The 15,979-nt window shown below is 48.9% G+C and carries 16 protein-coding genes; 1 reads left to right on the forward strand and 15 read right to left on the reverse strand.

From position 1 onward, the window contains the following. Window positions 1–182: 182 nt before the first annotated feature. The 15 genes from QCD60_RS01465 to ccmA form a co-directional block, all read right to left on the reverse strand. Window positions 183–989 carry a hypothetical protein gene (locus QCD60_RS01465; protein WP_279781717.1) on the reverse strand — a complete coding sequence of 269 codons (807 nt, stop codon included), beginning with the start codon at window positions 987–989 and terminating at the stop codon, window positions 183–185. Next, a complete protein-coding gene (locus QCD60_RS01470) occupies window positions 907–1,749 on the reverse strand; it encodes a DnaT-like ssDNA-binding domain-containing protein (protein WP_279781719.1) in 843 nt (280 codons plus the stop codon). Before QCD60_RS01470 ends, QCD60_RS01465 begins: the two co-directional genes overlap by 83 nt. Continuing rightward, window positions 1,746–2,159: a CBS domain-containing protein gene (locus tag QCD60_RS01475; RefSeq protein WP_279781722.1), complete on the reverse strand. Its 414-nt coding sequence runs from the start codon at window positions 2,157–2,159 to the stop codon at window positions 1,746–1,748. The genes QCD60_RS01470 and QCD60_RS01475 overlap by 4 nt, the downstream gene beginning before the upstream one ends. Window positions 2,160–2,399: 240 nt before the next feature. After that, entirely contained in the window at window positions 2,400–3,704 is a 1,305-nt protein-coding gene (locus QCD60_RS01480) for a nucleotide sugar dehydrogenase (protein ID WP_279781724.1), read from the reverse strand. Between the two features lie 218 nt (window positions 3,705–3,922). Next, the gene (gene ligA / locus QCD60_RS01485) at window positions 3,923–5,977 is read right to left on the reverse strand and encodes an NAD-dependent DNA ligase LigA (protein WP_279781726.1); all 2,055 of its coding nucleotides are present in this window, start codon (window positions 5,975–5,977) and stop codon (window positions 3,923–3,925) included. Between the two features lie 78 nt (window positions 5,978–6,055). Then, window positions 6,056–7,498: a cell division protein ZipA gene (zipA, locus tag QCD60_RS01490; RefSeq protein ID WP_279781728.1), complete on the reverse strand. Its 1,443-nt coding sequence runs from the start codon at window positions 7,496–7,498 to the stop codon at window positions 6,056–6,058. A gap of 165 nt (window positions 7,499–7,663) precedes the next feature. Beyond that, window positions 7,664–8,905 (reverse strand): c-type cytochrome biogenesis protein CcmI, encoded by a 1,242-nt coding sequence (ccmI, locus tag QCD60_RS01495; protein WP_279781730.1) that lies wholly within the window; start codon window positions 8,903–8,905, stop codon window positions 7,664–7,666. Further along, a complete protein-coding gene (locus QCD60_RS01500; protein ID WP_279781733.1) occupies window positions 8,905–9,372 on the reverse strand; it encodes a cytochrome c-type biogenesis protein CcmH in 468 nt (155 codons plus the stop codon). The genes ccmI and QCD60_RS01500 overlap by 1 nt, the downstream gene beginning before the upstream one ends. A 6-nt stretch (window positions 9,373–9,378) precedes the next feature. Next, window positions 9,379–9,906, reverse strand: a complete 528-nt coding sequence (locus QCD60_RS01505) for a DsbE family thiol:disulfide interchange protein (protein ID WP_279781735.1) — start codon at window positions 9,904–9,906, stop codon at window positions 9,379–9,381. Then, on the reverse strand, window positions 9,899–11,881 hold the full coding sequence (locus tag QCD60_RS01510) for a heme lyase CcmF/NrfE family subunit (protein ID WP_279781737.1): 1,983 nt from the start codon (window positions 11,879–11,881) through the stop codon (window positions 9,899–9,901). Before QCD60_RS01510 ends, QCD60_RS01505 begins: the two co-directional genes overlap by 8 nt. 3 nt (window positions 11,882–11,884) lie before the next feature. Next, window positions 11,885–12,340: a cytochrome c maturation protein CcmE gene (gene ccmE, locus QCD60_RS01515; RefSeq protein WP_104152433.1), complete on the reverse strand. Its 456-nt coding sequence runs from the start codon at window positions 12,338–12,340 to the stop codon at window positions 11,885–11,887. After that, window positions 12,324–12,512: a heme exporter protein CcmD gene (gene ccmD / locus QCD60_RS30625; protein ID WP_110189287.1), complete on the reverse strand. Its 189-nt coding sequence runs from the start codon at window positions 12,510–12,512 to the stop codon at window positions 12,324–12,326. The genes ccmE and ccmD overlap by 17 nt, the downstream gene beginning before the upstream one ends. Window positions 12,513–12,564: 52 nt before the next feature. After that, a complete protein-coding gene (locus QCD60_RS01525; RefSeq protein ID WP_279781741.1) occupies window positions 12,565–13,356 on the reverse strand; it encodes a heme ABC transporter permease in 792 nt (263 codons plus the stop codon). Beyond that, on the reverse strand, window positions 13,349–14,026 hold the full coding sequence (gene ccmB / locus QCD60_RS01530; RefSeq protein ID WP_279787862.1) for a heme exporter protein CcmB: 678 nt from the start codon (window positions 14,024–14,026) through the stop codon (window positions 13,349–13,351). Before ccmB ends, QCD60_RS01525 begins: the two co-directional genes overlap by 8 nt. A 25-nt stretch (window positions 14,027–14,051) precedes the next feature. Continuing rightward, on the reverse strand, window positions 14,052–14,696 hold the full coding sequence (gene ccmA, locus QCD60_RS01535; RefSeq protein WP_279781743.1) for a cytochrome c biogenesis heme-transporting ATPase CcmA: 645 nt from the start codon (window positions 14,694–14,696) through the stop codon (window positions 14,052–14,054). 203 nt (window positions 14,697–14,899) lie between these two features. Between ccmA and QCD60_RS01540 the strand changes: the two genes are divergently transcribed. Then, window positions 14,900–15,967: a hypothetical protein gene (locus tag QCD60_RS01540; RefSeq protein ID WP_279781745.1), complete on the forward strand. Its 1,068-nt coding sequence runs from the start codon at window positions 14,900–14,902 to the stop codon at window positions 15,965–15,967. The last annotated feature ends 12 nt before the right edge of the window (window positions 15,968–15,979 follow it).

Consider the following 15,979-nt stretch of genomic DNA (forward strand, 5'->3'; position numbering starts at 1 on the left):
ACATTTCATCCTTGATAAGTTTCAGCAGTCATACGCTCTATTAAACAAGATAGATCATATTCATAGTCAGTGTTACAAAAGTGTTCGGAAAAGTGGGTTAGCAGGCGTATCAATCAGTAACAACCACACCTTAATCAGGGGAATAAGATTACTCGTTGGACCATCACTTACTACAAGAAGTACTATGCAACCGCATCAGGCAGGATAATATCCGCTCGATGCCAAACCTCTAGCAGCCGTTTGGCGTTATTGAGCAGAACCTCTCTAGGCCCACTGCCTTTTGGCTTGGTGAGGTAAAAAAGCAACGTATGAGCTTGCTCAGGTGTAAATTGATGTTGCTCTCCCCATCGCGCAATAAAGGCAAAAAGTGTATCTGGGGTTTTGTCTGGAAGCGCCGTATTTATTGGAACTACAAACGACTCGCCGTCCATAGCTCTTTGACATAAGTTACGGTAATGCTCAGCGAAGACTTTGAACATTATACGTGTTTCACCACGACGTAACTGGTACCAGTTGGATTGCCGCCCTGCATGAAATACTACCGGATGCGACCAGACGTGCTCACGAGGACGGTCTGCATGCATGCAGGCCTCTTCGTATGCCGCATAGGCTTCGGGGAAAGCGCTGTTACCCAAATTGCGAACGACTGCCAGAAACTCCGCAATCGTAGGCATCCAGCTCAGCGTTTCCTTGCAGTGATCAACCGCTCGAACCAGATATTGCTCTGACACGCCACGCAGACTCAATGCCCATTCACGCTTTGCCAGCACTACCGCTCGCTCACTGGAGAACATACTCTCGAACTTGTGGCCATAGATCGCGGCAAAACGGGCAAATATAAGATTGATGAGTTGCTTAGTTCGATCATCGATCAGATCTTGCCGTGACTCAGGCGCAATGAGCTGATCACCAGTCAAGATTGTTGATGTCGAGAAGGTTTTGTCTGACCTGTTCACGATCTTCTCTAGTACGTTTTCTACCTTGTCCATTTACCACTTGCTCGCTACTGCCTTGACCTACTGTCTGATTATTTCCTTTTGACTGTTGTCTTATCCACTCCCTTTTCACCCATTTCATGAATGCCTGATCCCATCCTGCTGGAGCTTTGCGCTTTTCCTGTTCCGCCCAAAAAACGAGAAACTCATCCAGGCAAGCGAGTGAGAAATCAGCACCGATACGATGATGCTGCTCGAGCATGGATAACACAGTATCACTGGGACGCCAATCCAGACTCAATGTTTGATACTGCTGATTTTGGGCAGCTTTCTGCGCAAAAATGGCTTCCAGGGCATCTACTGGCTGTTCAGTACGCTTGGGCCACCCAACGCTACCACCGAAATTTGGCAGTATCGGTGTAGGTGTAGAAAGAGAAGATTGCTGTCTCAACTCATTTGCCAGGGACTGCATAGGTCTCACAGGACTCACCGGCTCTTCTGCAACACACTCTTTCTTGCCTACTTGCTGCTCAAATATGCGCAGCCGCAATACGCTTCGCTGCTCCCAACGCGCCTCTATGTAGCCTTGCTGAACCAGACTATGAGTGATCCTGGCCAGAGTGTCTTCATCCCAAAATGGCACAAGCCGGAGCCACTGCTGTTGCGTCAGCAAGAAATAATGCTCACCCTGCTGCCGAGCCCCCCACGCAGCAGCACACTGATGATATATTCCCAACAACACCGCTTCTTCAAGCCCTACCCTTATTGCTAAGGAGGGGTACAACAAAATGGGAGGCTCAGGAAATATGCTCATGCCTTTCTCGTATCGGAAAAATCATAGATTGCCCGCAGGATATCGTTACGACTGATAAGACCAACGAGCAAGCCATCTGCAACTACAGGAAGGCGCCGCCTCCCTTGATGGATGAATATTTTCGCCACTTCAATAATATCCGTATCCAGCCTCACCGATTGCACATCCGTCGTCATCACATCACCGACTTTACCCCCGTGCTCCACCTCATAGTAGGTATCCTCAAGGATGGCACGAAGACAGTCTGCTTCTGAGAGCAAGCCCACTAACTGGCCAGAGTAGTCAACTACTGGCGCACCTGAAACTCTGAAACGTTGAAAGTACTCTATCGCTTCAAACAGAGCGGTTTCGGGATGAAATGTGACCGGCTCACTATTCATGTAGTCGCTTACTTTAACGGACCTCAACATAGCATGACTCCCGCTCAAAACCAGGCTGCCAATCAGGTCTTAAATTTAGCTCGCTTAATACATAAAACTGATATGAGCCGATAAAAGCCGACATTTGGCGAACCGAATTGATCAGCGACGATACCTGACGAAAGGGCATCATCGCTTCCATCACCTTCATTAACTATAGTCGTCCTGCGGCAGGCCGCGAGAGCAATCCTGCAAACTGTGCAAACAAACAACACATCTAGCCAATGAGAGCTAAGCTGTACGACGCCCGACACCTTGGTAGATAAATCCACGCTCAGCCATCAGATAAGGATCATAAATATTACGTCCATCCAGCACTAAAGGAGTCTTCAAGAGCTGCATCAGACGTCGATAGTCTGGACTCCAGTAGTCTTTCCACTCTGTCATTAGCAACAAGGCATCTGCTCCTGCCACTGCTTCATAAGGATCACTGCATAAGACCAAATCGTCACGGTCACCGAGCAGCTCTCTCACATTGTCCAGAGCTTTAGGGTCATGCAGACGTACCGAACACCCCTGCGCCCAGAGCGCTTCCATCAACACCAGTGACGGCGCATTACGCATACTGCTGGTATTGGGTTTAAAGGATGCCCCCCAAACTGCGACTGTCCGGCCTTTAAGTTGCCCTTGATAGTGGCACCATAACTTTCGAAACAGTACCTCCTTCTGTTGCTCATTAATTTTAAGAACCGACTGCAGTAAGTTGCCATGCCCGCCACTTTGTTCAACCTGGGCAGCGAGACGAATGATATCAGCAGAAAAATGTGCCCCACCGAAACCACAACCGGGATAGATATAGTCATATCCAATACGGCTATCAGACCCAACACCATGCCGAACCTTCTCAATGTCGACATCGAGAAGCTCGGCAAGGTTTGCCATCTCGTTCATAAAGCTTAGCTTGGTAGCCAGCATCCCGTTCACAACAAACTTACTAAACTCGGCCTCTCTGCTGCTCATAAACAGCAACGAATCACGGTTACGATTAAAAGGTCGAAGAATGTCGCGCATCAGTGCTCGTGGCCAATCAACATCACAGCCAACCAACACTCGCCCTGGACGCTGAAAATTATCCAGTGCGGTACCCTGACGAATAAAGTCAGGCATGGAAACTACAGCATAGGGGGAAGAGAACCCCTGCTTAGCCCAATTCTGCGCTATTGACGCCTGCAATCGCTCTGCTGTCCCTACAGGCACAGCGGTCTGAATGATCAGCAGTACACGCTCATCCACCAGCTGATCTAACCCCAGCCATTCATCGAGAGAAGCATAAGCATCAGGGTCCAGAGCTAAAAAGTGTGCATCCTTACCTGGTAGCAACTTTTGGTGGCCTACCTCAACTTTCAACCGCCCTTCCAGTTGTTCCTTATTGAAAGCTGCAAGCAACCCTGGCTCATCGGAGAGTAGAGATTGCCACTCCACCATCTGTAATGACTCACCAGGAGCAGGCATCAGTACAACATTGTTACCTACATGAGCCAAACTAACAGCGGTCACTACGCCTGTCAGGCTAAGGCCATAAATACCAATATCCATATGCTTGTACCTTGTATATGACTGAGTTTGTATGCCTTGAAGCCACTTTCCCGCGGCTATAGTTATGGTAGACGAATAGCTTTATTGGACCGGTTGCAGAGAGTTGCTTATATGTAATCACCAATGCTTGACGAGTCGCTACATTGAGCACGAGCTGCATCCCCTAGGTGAGCCCTCATCAGGCACCCCAGAACTGAAAGCACATTTTATAGCCGTGACTAATCACTAGTTGGCTGCACACCATTCAATGCGAGCAGCGAAAGGAAGTACGCCTCATCCCTCACTTCAACCCCCAGCACTTCAGCCTTCGACAGCTTTGACCCGGCTCCAGGACCAGCTAATACCCAGCTGGTTTTTGCAGAAACACTCCCTGCCACTTTGGCGCCTAATTGCTCCAACAGCGCCTTCGCATCATCTCGCGAAACACTTTCCATAGTACCTGTCACCACCACTGTCTGCCCCGTTAGTGGCAAGGATGCAGAAGCATCACCAACGCTGCGAGGCTGACCTTCAGTCCAATGCACGCCGACCTCTATGAGGCGATCTACAGCATCAAGATTGTCTGACTGTCGGAAAAACACATGAATATGTTTAGCTACTACAACACCGACATCTGGCACTTCCTGAAGCCTCTCAATATCAGCCTCTTTAATCGACTGCAAATTACCGAAGAAGCTGGCAACAGCTTTTGCTGTAGATTCGCCAACTTCACGGATACCCAGGGCATATATGAACTTTGCAAGAGTTGTCGACTTGGACGCATCTATAGCCTTCAGTAGCTTAACTGAAGATTTTTCTCCCATGCGCTCCAAGCCTATTAGTGAAGATAGTTGTAACTTGTATAAGTCAGCAGGACTCAGTACCAAACTTGTGTCTACCAGCTGATCGATTAACTTGTCACCAAGTCCATCGATATCCATCGCACGGCGAGAAACAAAATGCTTCAGTGCCTCTTTTCGCTGAGCCGGGCAGGACAAACCACCCGAACAGCGGGCAACTGCCTGCTCCTCCTCGCGCTCAACATCAGCCCCACAGGCAGGACATTGAGTCGGCATGGATACAGGTCGCGCAGTGTCAGGACGTTTCTCCAACGCCACTCTCACAACCTGAGGAATAACGTCGCCCGCCCGACGAATAAATACATAGTCTCCAACCTGGATGCCAAGTCGATCAATTTCATCCATATTATGCAACGTTGCATTGGAGACAGTAACCCCACCAACAAACACTGGCTTCAGTTTAGCTACAGGAGTTATAGCGCCAGTACGTCCAACTTGAAACTCAACCGACTCAACAGTGGTCATCGCCTCCTGGGCGGGGAACTTATGAGCGATAGCCCATCGGGGAGCTCTAGAAACGTAACCCAGCTCTGATTGCCAGTCGCGCCGGTTTACCTTAAAGACCAAGCCGTCAATCTCATACTTGAGTTGATCTCGTCTGGTCATCATTTGGCTGTAGTATTCTGAACATCCATCGATACCAGAAACCAATTTGATTTCAGGATTTACCTTAAACCCCCACTGCTTCAGCTTTTCAAGCAAAGCCATCTGATCCTCAGGCCACTCATGCCCTTCTAGCAGACCCACAGCGTAACAATAACAATCCAACGAGCGTTTAGCTGTGATCCGGGAGTCTAGCTGGCGTAAACTTCCCGCGGCAGCATTCCTTGGGTTTACAAATGGCTTCTCATTTTTTGCAATAGCGCGCTGGTTAAAAGCCTCAAAACTGGCTTTTGACATAACCACCTCTCCCCTTACCTCCAATCGCTGAGGCACTGAGTCCCCGAGCAGACGTAACGGAACCGCAGCAATCGTTCTTACGTTTGCGGTTATGTCCTCTCCAAACTCACCGTCCCCCCGCGTTGCAGCCCTGATCAGAGAGCCATTTTCATACAGCAAACTGACGGCAATCCCATCCAGCTTAGGCTCAGCTGCGAACGCCACTGTACTCGTTGCGGGTAGTTTAAGCCGCTCCCGAATACGCCGGACAAAGTCCTGCATATCTTGCTCACTAAAAGCGTTATCAAGAGAGAGCATGGGAGCAACATGTTGCACAGTACTGAAGCTGCTTAATGGTGACCCTCCCACTCTCTGCGTCGGGGAGTCTGTAGTCAGCAGCTCTGGATGCTCATTCTCCAGCTTTTTCAGCTGCTGCATTAATGCATCGTAGTCCTGATCAGGAATTCGCGGATCATCTTCGACATAGTAATGATAGTCGTGCTCACGAATTTGCTGACGGAGCGACTCAATGGCATCACTAGGAGTAAGAGACATAAGAAACTGGTCCTGACAGAAACGACATAGGCCGGAATTGTACCGGCCTATGTCGTTTCTGTCAGGACAGCTTTGCTATCAAGAAAGGTGCTGTCTGCGATGAGGTTGATGTGTCAACTGACGCCTTTCAAACTCCCGGATACGTTGACGACAGTGTTCGATTGTCTGGGGGCGCATGACGCTATGATTCTCGTCTTTTAGCTCACCATTCAGGTTTTTTGCCAAGCACTGTGCAGTACTCAGCATGCACTCGAAAGCCAGCATCAAATCGTCAGCACCAGGCATACCCATGAAGAACGTCACCCCGGGGGTTTTTACAGACTCGATATGATCAAGATCAAAGTCACCTGGATTCAACATGTTAGCCATGCTGAACTGGACTTTACCTTTGTTGAGCCCCAGTTCATGGCGATGGAAGATATTTCTTTCGCCGAATCGCAAACCGCATGCTAGCAGTACCTGTAATAATTGCTCACCGTCAAAACCACCGTCACTGACCGCGGTCACACTAACGATAATATGCTCCTCAGCATTAACACTGAACGATGAGGCATCTGCTTTCACGCGAGCCTGACGCTTAAGCTCGAATAATGGGTCGGCGCGCATGGGCAGGACACGCGCGGTTTCCTGGTAAGGAACGTCTTCCTCTTCTATGACAATTGCTTCTTTCTGTTCGGTCTCTAAAGAAGTTGGAATATCGTCACCATCAGCCTCATCAAAAAGATCGACATCGTCATCCATTAGCTCAGAAATAGGTCGTTCCCATGGATTTGAAGCTGCCACATCAGGAGAACCATCTTCATTACAGTTTTTTATTACTTGCTCTGACTGCGGGTCAGATGCATCAACCAAAGATTGTTCATACCATTCTGCCTGAGACCCAGTAGTCTCAAAAACTGAGCTCCTTGGCTCCGCATGACCTGAAGCAAGACTAATTGACTTGCCTCTACCAGAAAAGCTCTGATCTTCCGACAAAATCAAACCGTCAGTCTCAGACATTTGGTTGTGATGAGTATCTTCCACAACTGAATCTGGCCAATCTGCCACAGTAGTTAATGTGGGGGCGAAGCTCTCTGCAAACTCATGATCACCAGAAGCAGAAAATGAAGACTGAGTTGATGAAGTAAATTTGTCTGCTGGCTGATCCAGGAGAGGATCTACCTCAACGTGTAAATCGTGCAAACCTACTTTCGGAGGAACTTTTTTGCTCTCTAACTTCCTGGGAGTGATCTCACGATTAGCTGTTGAACTCTTGGAAAGCTTACCCGAGCGGAGCTTATTCAAAGCACTAGCGAAGGCATGAGGCTCCATTCTGGTCACCCTTGCCCCACCATTAGGCAACTCCCGACTAACAGAATCTGAAGACTCCACGTCACTCGCGCTGGACAGACTTCTATCGATTCGCATACGCAAAGGATTACGATTGCGCTGCATATAAAAACGCCGAAGACCGTCAACTGCGATTAGGACAATGGCTACCATGCCAAAAACAATGAGCCATTCGCGTAAGCTGATTTCCATTCTTAAACAACCGCTGTCTGAGTCGCCACTTTAAAACTGTTTTTCATACTAGCTAGCCACTGATCTGCTTACTGAGATATCTAAATACTCAATGCCTTAGAGTACAAAAAACAACCTCTTTAATCATAACCACCAGCTGACTGGGTGCAAGAAAAAACAGTAGGTTTACTGATATTGCTTATCGATCTGCAATTTTAGACTCAGTTGCTGCTTTTCCGCCAGTGTCACTCCATCTATTTCACCAAACCAGTCGCCTTTTTCTGGAATTGGATTGTTACTTTGTGAAATACGTGCAACGACCTGTAATGGCCCGTTATTTTCCAGTGACTGTCCCACCATGCTATTGCTTTGATCCAACACGATAGTTTCAGACAACGCCGCCGCACTCACACGACGGACAGCTAAAGGCATTTTCTCGCCTGCACGTCGAACTAACACAAAAACAAATTGATCGTCTCTGAGCTGGGCATTTGCCTCAGGAGACAAAGTAACTGTCACACTAATGCGCTCCAAAGAACGCTTCTTGCCATCCAAACTATCATCACCCAGCGAAGCACTTTGTTGCAATTGAGCCTGAGCCTGGATGATGCCACTACGCAGAGCTTGCGCAGCTTTCTCATCTGGATTGGAGGACAATGCTCTCTGCCAAAAACCAATAGCCTCTTTATAGAGTTTCTGATTGTATGCTGCGATACCCAAAATCCCCATCACCGTTGGCTCATTGGGCGCAAGAGCCAGCGTATCATCAATTGCCTGCTTTACTTCCTGAGTAATCTTTCCGCCACCGGCAAAAAATAAGGCCTGCGCCTTTTGCCCCATGACCATGACTTTAATTGGTGCATTATCTGGAATATAAGACTGTGTCTTGGTAAGTGCGTCCGCAGCTTCCTGATAACGACCCAGATCCAATAGAGTACCTGCTAAGACAAACCATCCTTCAGGATTGTCTGGATTGCTAGCCAGCCGTTGTTGCAACTCAACGACAGCCTGGTGCAATGACATTCCCTTGCTGTTCTCCATTGCTATCCATTGACCCATTTCATCTGCAGCCCCCCAATATTTATAGAGTGGCAACCCAACCAGCGGAATCAATAGCGCTAGCAAGACGACCAGAATGAGCTGCTTTCGTTCTACGATGTAAGAAGCACCCACATCTTCCTGCAGAGGGATATCAGCTAAGAGTTCCTGCTCAAGCTCCGACTTGTATAGCTTAAACTCTTCATTACTCAGTCCATTGAGCTTAAGTTCCAACTCCGCATCGTATAGGCGATATCTAAATGCTTGAACATTTGCTCTTTTTCGGTCGACCACACTAACGGCAGAGCGTACCGGATGAAACAGTGGATATACGACAAATGCTATTGCAGCCATAACTAACATGGCTGCAGCCAACCAGAATACAACCATTAGCGGTCATCCTCTTTCAGCAAAGAAGCTAACCGGGCAGCTGAGTCACTCAACTCGTTAGTATTCGCCTGCTCTATACGGGGCCGACTACGACCCGCAAGTAACCAGACAGCCAGACCACCAACAAGCAAAAGCAACAGTGGGCCAAACCAGAGAAGCCAGGTGACCGGATCAAGCTTCGGCCGGTAAAGCACAAACTCACCAAAACGACTCACCATGTAATTCTGGATGTCTTGATCTGATTTCCCTTCACGTAGCAATGTTGCTACTTCATCACGCAAATCCTGTGCAATAGGAGCGTTCGAGTCTCCAATATTCTGATTCTGGCATTTGGGACAACGTAACTCCCATACTAGAGATTGATAACGCTGCTGCAATTGAGGATCAGCAAAGTGTTGAGCCTCAATTGCTGCGCTTACCTGGTTTGTCATGAACAAAACCAGCAGCATAAAAAATGCACGCCCCATAAACGATCAGCTCTTTAAACGTTCATAGATTGGCTGGATCTGCTCCCGCCACACTCGCTCATCGACAACACCCACATGCTTATAGCGAATAATGCCGTCTTTATCGATGAGGTACGTCTCAGGTGCACCATAAACTCCCAAATCAAAGCCCAAGCTGCCCTTTTCATCAAAAATACTGAACAAATAAGGATTTCCAAGCTCAGCCAGCCACCTCATTGCGCTAGCACGGTCATCCTTATAGTTGATGCCAATAATAGGTACACCCTGTTTGGCAAGCTGCATGAAATACGGATGTTCCATATGGCAGGACGGACACCAGGTAGCCCAAATATTGAGTAACACTGGTTGCCCCTTGAGCCGCGCAGCACCGATCAGCTCACTACTATTCTCTACTGTAGGCAAACTAAAGTCTGGGAGGGGCTTATTTATTAACGCAGAGGGAAGCGTGCTGGGATCCTTTCCCAAACTTTGCCAGAACAGCACACCCAAGCCAAAAGCAACTATCAAAGGCAAGAAAAACAACGCTTTACGCATGAGAAACCTCAGTTACAGGTGCTGTTTCTAACCCTACACTTGCTTGCGACTGTCGATGACGCAACCGGCGATAGCGCAGATCTGTGGCCGCTAAAGCACCGCCAAATGCCATCAATAGCCCACCCAGCCATATCCACCTCACCATAGGTTTGATATGAATACGTACAGCCCATGCACCACCGTCCAGACGCTCTCCCATTGCAATATAAATGTCTTGCATCAAACCTGGGTCGATAGCGGCCTCAGTCATCATTGAACGCTGGACACTGTAATTGCGCTTTTGTGGAAACAGCTCCGTTATGGTTTTGCCTTGCTTACTAACAACAAAATGCCCCTGCTCCGCCGTGTAGTTAGGCCCTTGCAAACTGGTCGCTCCGAGATAGCTGATGTCGTAACCATCGATATGTTCCACATGCCCTGGCTCAACACGGATATCCTGCTCAAATGCGTGCAGACTGACCCAGGTTACGCCAAGAATCGAAGCACAAAAACCCAAATGAGCCACATGCATCCCCCAATATGACCTTGGCTGCCTCCATCCCTGCTGACTGAAACGTATACGACGCGCCACATCAACAAGCGTAGATACTGCTATCCAGCCTGCCATGACGACACCTAAAACAATTCCCCAACGATGCTCCCCTCCCCAAATAATTGCCACTGTTGCAAATATCAGTACCGCCAACGCCGGAAACGCTAGCGATTTCAGCCACTGATCTCGCGCATGACGTTTCCAACGGAGCATTAATCCACTGCCCAGTGCGAGTGCCAGCAGCCCCATAAGAGGAACGAAAAGCATATTGAAATAGGGAGGGCCAACTGACAATTTGCCCAACTGCAGGGCATCAACTACCAGTGGATATAAAGTGCCAAGAAGCACGACGACCATGGCAACCAGCAAGATGAGATTGTTGATTAACAGCCATGTTTCTTTTGATAACAGATTAAAAGTCGATTCAGACTTGAGGTCGACTGCTCGTAATGCGAACAGGAGCAGTGACCCGCCTACCGTTACCGCAAGTAACATCAATACGAAAAAGCCACGCGTCGGATCAGAGGCAAAGGCATGCACTGATGTCAGCACACCGGAACGCACCAGAAACGTCCCGAGCAAGCTGAGAGAAAATGCACATATTGCCAGCAGGACAGTCCAGCTTTTGAATTCACCACGCTTCTCTGTCACTGCCATTGAATGTATTAGGGCTGTACCGGCCAGCCAAGGCATGAATGACGCGTTTTCAACCGGGTCCCAGAACCACCACCCCCCCCAACCCAGTTCGTAATAGGCCCACCAGGAACCCAGAACAATACCTATGGACAAGAAAGCCCACGCCGCATTAGTCCAAGGTCTTGCCCAACGAGCCCACGCCGCGTCCAGCCGGCCTCCCAAAAGTGCAGCTATAGCGAAAGCAAAAGCCACCGAGAAGCCAACATACCCCATATACAACATAGGTGGATGAACGATCAGTCCAAAGTCCTGTAACAAAGGATTAAGATCCTGGCCATCATCAGGAGCATTGAAAAAGAGACGAGTAAAGGGACTAGAGGTGAGTAGCACAAATAACAGGAATCCGGTTGAAATCATACCCATCACGGATAGAACGCGTGATCGAAGCTCAGCTGGCAGGTGTAAGCTACGCCATGCCACGGCAACAGTCCAAAGACAAAGAATGAACAACCACAACAATAGTGACCCCTCATGCCCACCCCATACTGCACTGAATTTGTAGTACCACGGTAAGTGACTATTAGAGTTGGTAGCAACATATGCAACAGTGAAGTCGTTGGTCATAAATGCATATGTGAGAAAGCCAAACGCCAACGCCACAAAGAAAAATTGCCCCGTAGCCAGAGGTGTTGCGAAACGCATCCAGAATAAATTGCCCCTGAACGCTCCCCAAAGAGGAACCAAAGCGAGCATCAAAGCAAGACACAGTGCCAGTATTAACGCCAGCTGGCCCAACTCAGGGATCATGACTTAATGCTCCGCAGATGGTTGAGGGGGGAGTTTGCCACTGGCCTTGAGGGCTGCTGCCACCTCAGGTGGCATGTATTTCTCATCATGTTTCGCCAGAACCTGATCGGCAACAAACACTCCTTTACTGTTCATTTTACCCAGTGCAACCACCCCCTGCCCCTCACGAAACAAGTCTGGAAGGATACCGGTATACTCCACCTCTATGGTCTTTTGAAAATCGGTCAATGCGAAATGTACCATCAGACTGTCACCTGAGCGTTGCAGACTGTGTTCCACGACCATGCCACCCGCGCGAATACGTGTGTCATCTGGTGCCTGATGATCTGCTATCTGTGAAGGTGAGTAGAAAAGATTAATATTTTGTTGTAGTGCGTACAGCGCCAGACCAACAGCAACAGATACCCCAAGCAATAGTGCAACGACAGCCCACATACGATGTTTACGCTTGAGATTCATGCGACCGCTCTCTAATCAAACGTTGCCGTAGGCTAGCTAGTACAGTGCCTCGCTTAAGCAGAGGTATGACCACATTCCAAAGCACCACCAGCATCGCTATACCGTAACTTGACCATACATACAGACCATGCCCGCCCATATGAATGAAGTCGCTAAAACTGGAAAAATACATTGACCGTACTCACGACTATTGAGTTCAACTTTTAATCAAAAAAATACGCAGGCTACTTTATTTGGCTATTGCTCAGCAGATCACATACCCAACCAGCACGACGCTCTCGCTCCAGGATTTCAGTCCTGCAACGAGTTAACAGAGTCCAGGTGAACAAAGCATAGAATCCCAGCACCATGAGCAATAATGGCACCCACATTTCGGCAGGCATCGCTGGCTTTTCCGTCAGAGTAAATGAAGCGGGCTGATGCAGCGTATTCCACCAGTAAACGGAGTACTTGATGATTGGCAGATTAATCACACCCACGATGGCAAGAATCGCACTGGCCTTTGCGGCCATCTGACGATCACCAATAGCCGAATTGAGCGCTATAACCCCAAGATAGAGAAACAATAAGATCAGCATAGATGTTAATCGGGCATCCCATACCCACCAGGCGCCCCAGGTCGGCTTACCCCAAATTGCCCCCGTCACCAGAGCCAGAAACGCATAAGAAGCGCCAATAGGGGCAGCGCATTTAGCCACTACCTCTGCTACCTTCATTTTCCAAATCAGACTAATGGCCCCTGCCATTGCCATCAACAGATAGACAGACTGCGCCAGGAATGCTGAGGGCACATGAAGATAGATAATGCGAAAGCTATTACCTTGCTGATAGTCTGCCGGTGCAAATAAAAGTGCCCAGACCAAGCCAATAGTGAGCAACAATGCGGCCGAGCCACCCAGCCACGGCAACCATTTTCCACTCAACTCATAGAACCAACGAGGAGAACCCAGTTGATAGAACCATTGAGGCATTTTCTGCTTTTTTAATGCTTTTGCGTTCGCCACGACCTTAACCATTGATACTAATCCGCAGTGCAGCTGCTGTTGCTATGGGCGCCAAGGGTAACGCCAGCGCGAGAAATGCGCCTAATATAGCAAGCTGACCAGTAGCCTCCATCCCCTGCAATGAGGCAGTTACAGCCCCACTCCCGAAGATCAGGATGGGAATATAAAGAGGCAACACCAGCAAAACCAGCAAAACCCCTCCTTTACGCAGCCCAACCACCAAGGCGGCACCAATCGCGCCAATAAGACAAAGACTAGGCGTACCGATAAGCAGACTCAGACACAGAACCTCATAACTACCCACAGGAAGAGACAGCATCAACGCAAGCAGAGGCGCCAACAGCGTTAATGGCAGGCCGGTCAGCAGCCAATACGACAAAACCTTGGCACTAATCAGCAAAGCAATAGGCTGACTGCCAACAATAATTTGCTCCAGAGAACCATCCTCAAAGTCACTCCGGAATAGTCCATCCATCCCCAGAAGCGTCGCAAGTAATGCTGCTACCCAGACAATACCGGGGGCAATCTTCCCCAACAATGCAGGCTCAGGGCTAACAGCCAGAGGGAAGAGGCAAACTACCAGCAGAAAAAAAACCAGCGGATTGAGCCAATCAAATATGCGTCGAGCAGCTAGCCTCAACTCACGATACATCGTCATCCGCCAGGGACTGTCAGCAGCCATAGGCGAGGTCGCTAGCACATTACGATCAGTTGATGACATAGCTACCGTTACCACGCAGAGATAACGTTCGGCGGCACATGGACTCAGGGAGCACATGGTGAGTGGTCAGTATGACGCAACCTCCACGGCTTGCATGACGCTGCATCTGGCTTTCCAACATACCTACCCCTTGCCGGTCAATGGCTGTAAATGGCTCATCGAGAAGCCAGAAAGTTGCGCAACTCATATACAAACGGGCAAGACTTACTCTACGGTTCTGCCCTGCTGAAAGTTGATGACATGGGACATCCTCATATCCTTCCAGAGCGACTGACTTCAATGCAGAGGGAATCAACGTATTATCAAGATGTGCATGTATGGCGGCCAGCCACTGAAGGTTTTCAAGGGGAGTAAGTGAAGGATTGATTCCCGTGCAGTGGCCAAGGTACAGCATAGCTTTATTGTATGCGGAGCGGTCCTCGGCAATATCCTCTCCTTGCCAATACACTCCTCCTTCAGAAGACTGAAGCAAGCCAGACAAGATTCTGATCAAGCTCGTCTTTCCAGCCCCATTTGGCCCATCAATTTGAAGTATCTCACCGGATTGCAACGAAAAGCTGAGGTTGTGGAAAATATCACGATCATCTCGCTCACAGCTCAAGCCAACAACTTGCAACATAGGGGATGACACTGGCAAAGACTCCTAAAACGCTCATGATGATTGAGTCAGACAAACATATATACCAGAAACACTCAGAAGGCTTTTCCAGCCCTATACAGACCCACTCCGCCAACTCGTTGCCAAAAGCCACAATTAAGCTTTGCGAAATGCTGGCGAAGTATATAGAAATAAATAAACATCGTCCTGACTTGGCACAATAGAGAGGACAATCTGTGGCCACCAGCATCCCGCCCTCTTCGTTGGCTGCCGTGAATTACCTTCAAACAGCGACGAACACCAGCTCTACTGGTTCTCGTAACCTGTCTATTGGATCGTATGTTCAGGCACAGGTCCTGAGCTCTTCCACAGATAACAATTCAATGCCCCAAGGCTACAAGGCCACAGTGGTAGTCGCAGGCCAGACCTATCAGGCACTATCTTCATCACCTCTTACACCCGGACAACAAGTTACCCTCAGGGTTCTCACACCAACGTTACTTCAGGCTGTCCCTACCACTTCACCCGAACAACAGCTACTACAAACCCAGCTAAAAAGCTATCTACCTCAGCAACTGAATCTAAATCAGCTGCAGCCACTACTACAAAATCTCGCATTAACCCCCACTGCACTGGCGGTAAACCCCAATCTGACACAAACACTTGCCAGCTTACGCCAAGCCTTTCCCAGCAAGGAAGATTTGAAACAGGCAGACACACTTCGACAAGCCGTGCAAAACAGTGGCTTTTTTACAGAAAAGCGCTTGATTCAAGGCAAAGATGTTTCAAGTGATCAGAAAGTCTTACTGTGGGAGGCGATGGCAGACTTACCAGAAGATCACCCAATGCACAAAGCTCTGGAAGGCCGTCTGGCTCGCATACAGGTAATGCAGCTCAGCAATCTTCAACAGGACACACAGCATGTTGAACTAGCCGTCAACAGTAACTACCAGTCGCTTGAGCCCGTCAATCTGGCGATCAAACGTGATGCTCCGGAAAAGCGCCACTCATCAGAGAATGATGACAACACTGCCTGGCAAATTGAAATGGACTTTGAAGTATCGACGGGAGAAACCATCTACATGAAGCTTCAGTGGCAACAGCAGTTGAGCATCCAGCTCTGGCTACCGGATAATGCGTGGATGCAGGATCTGGACGCGAACAGCCAGCAAGAGTTAATCAGTATTTTGGGCAGCAAAGGCGTATCTGTCGCGAACTATTCACAGATGCTCGGCAAGCCCGTTTCGAACTCGGCGCCAGAGCAGTATCTGAAAGGCATGTCGCTAATCGATGAGCGGGCCTGAATTTATAACCAA

The sequence above is a fragment of the Pokkaliibacter sp. MBI-7 genome (assembly GCF_029846635.1).
Lineage (GTDB): Bacteria > Pseudomonadota > Gammaproteobacteria > Pseudomonadales > Balneatricaceae > Pokkaliibacter.

Coding starts and splice junctions, on each gene's coding strand:
- ligA (WP_279781726.1), bottom strand. CDS start 5,977: ATGTCTCTTACTCCTAGTGATGCCATTGAGTCGCTCCGTCAGCAAATT.
- ccmI (WP_279781730.1), bottom strand. CDS start 8,905: ATGGTTGTATTCTGGTTGGCTGCAGCCATGTTAGTTATGGCTGCAATA.
- ccmB (WP_279787862.1), bottom strand. CDS start 14,026: ATGGCTGCTGACAGTCCCTGGCGGATGACGATGTATCGTGAGTTGAGG.
- QCD60_RS01500 (WP_279781733.1), bottom strand. CDS start 9,372: ATGGGGCGTGCATTTTTTATGCTGCTGGTTTTGTTCATGACAAACCAG.
- QCD60_RS01525 (WP_279781741.1), bottom strand. CDS start 13,356: ATGGTTAAGGTCGTGGCGAACGCAAAAGCATTAAAAAAGCAGAAAATG.
- QCD60_RS01480 (WP_279781724.1), bottom strand. CDS start 3,704: ATGGATATTGGTATTTATGGCCTTAGCCTGACAGGCGTAGTGACCGCT.
- zipA (WP_279781728.1), bottom strand. CDS start 7,498: ATGGAAATCAGCTTACGCGAATGGCTCATTGTTTTTGGCATGGTAGCC.
- QCD60_RS01470 (WP_279781719.1), bottom strand. CDS start 1,749: ATGAGCATATTTCCTGAGCCTCCCATTTTGTTGTACCCCTCCTTAGCA.
- QCD60_RS01465 (WP_279781717.1), bottom strand. CDS start 989: ATGGACAAGGTAGAAAACGTACTAGAGAAGATCGTGAACAGGTCAGAC.
- QCD60_RS01475 (WP_279781722.1), bottom strand. CDS start 2,159: ATGTTGAGGTCCGTTAAAGTAAGCGACTACATGAATAGTGAGCCGGTC.
- ccmE (WP_104152433.1), bottom strand. CDS start 12,340: ATGAATCTCAAGCGTAAACATCGTATGTGGGCTGTCGTTGCACTATTG.
- ccmD (WP_110189287.1), bottom strand. CDS start 12,512: ATGTATTTTTCCAGTTTTAGCGACTTCATTCATATGGGCGGGCATGGT.
- QCD60_RS01505 (WP_279781735.1), bottom strand. CDS start 9,906: ATGCGTAAAGCGTTGTTTTTCTTGCCTTTGATAGTTGCTTTTGGCTTG.
- QCD60_RS01510 (WP_279781737.1), bottom strand. CDS start 11,881: ATGATCCCTGAGTTGGGCCAGCTGGCGTTAATACTGGCACTGTGTCTT.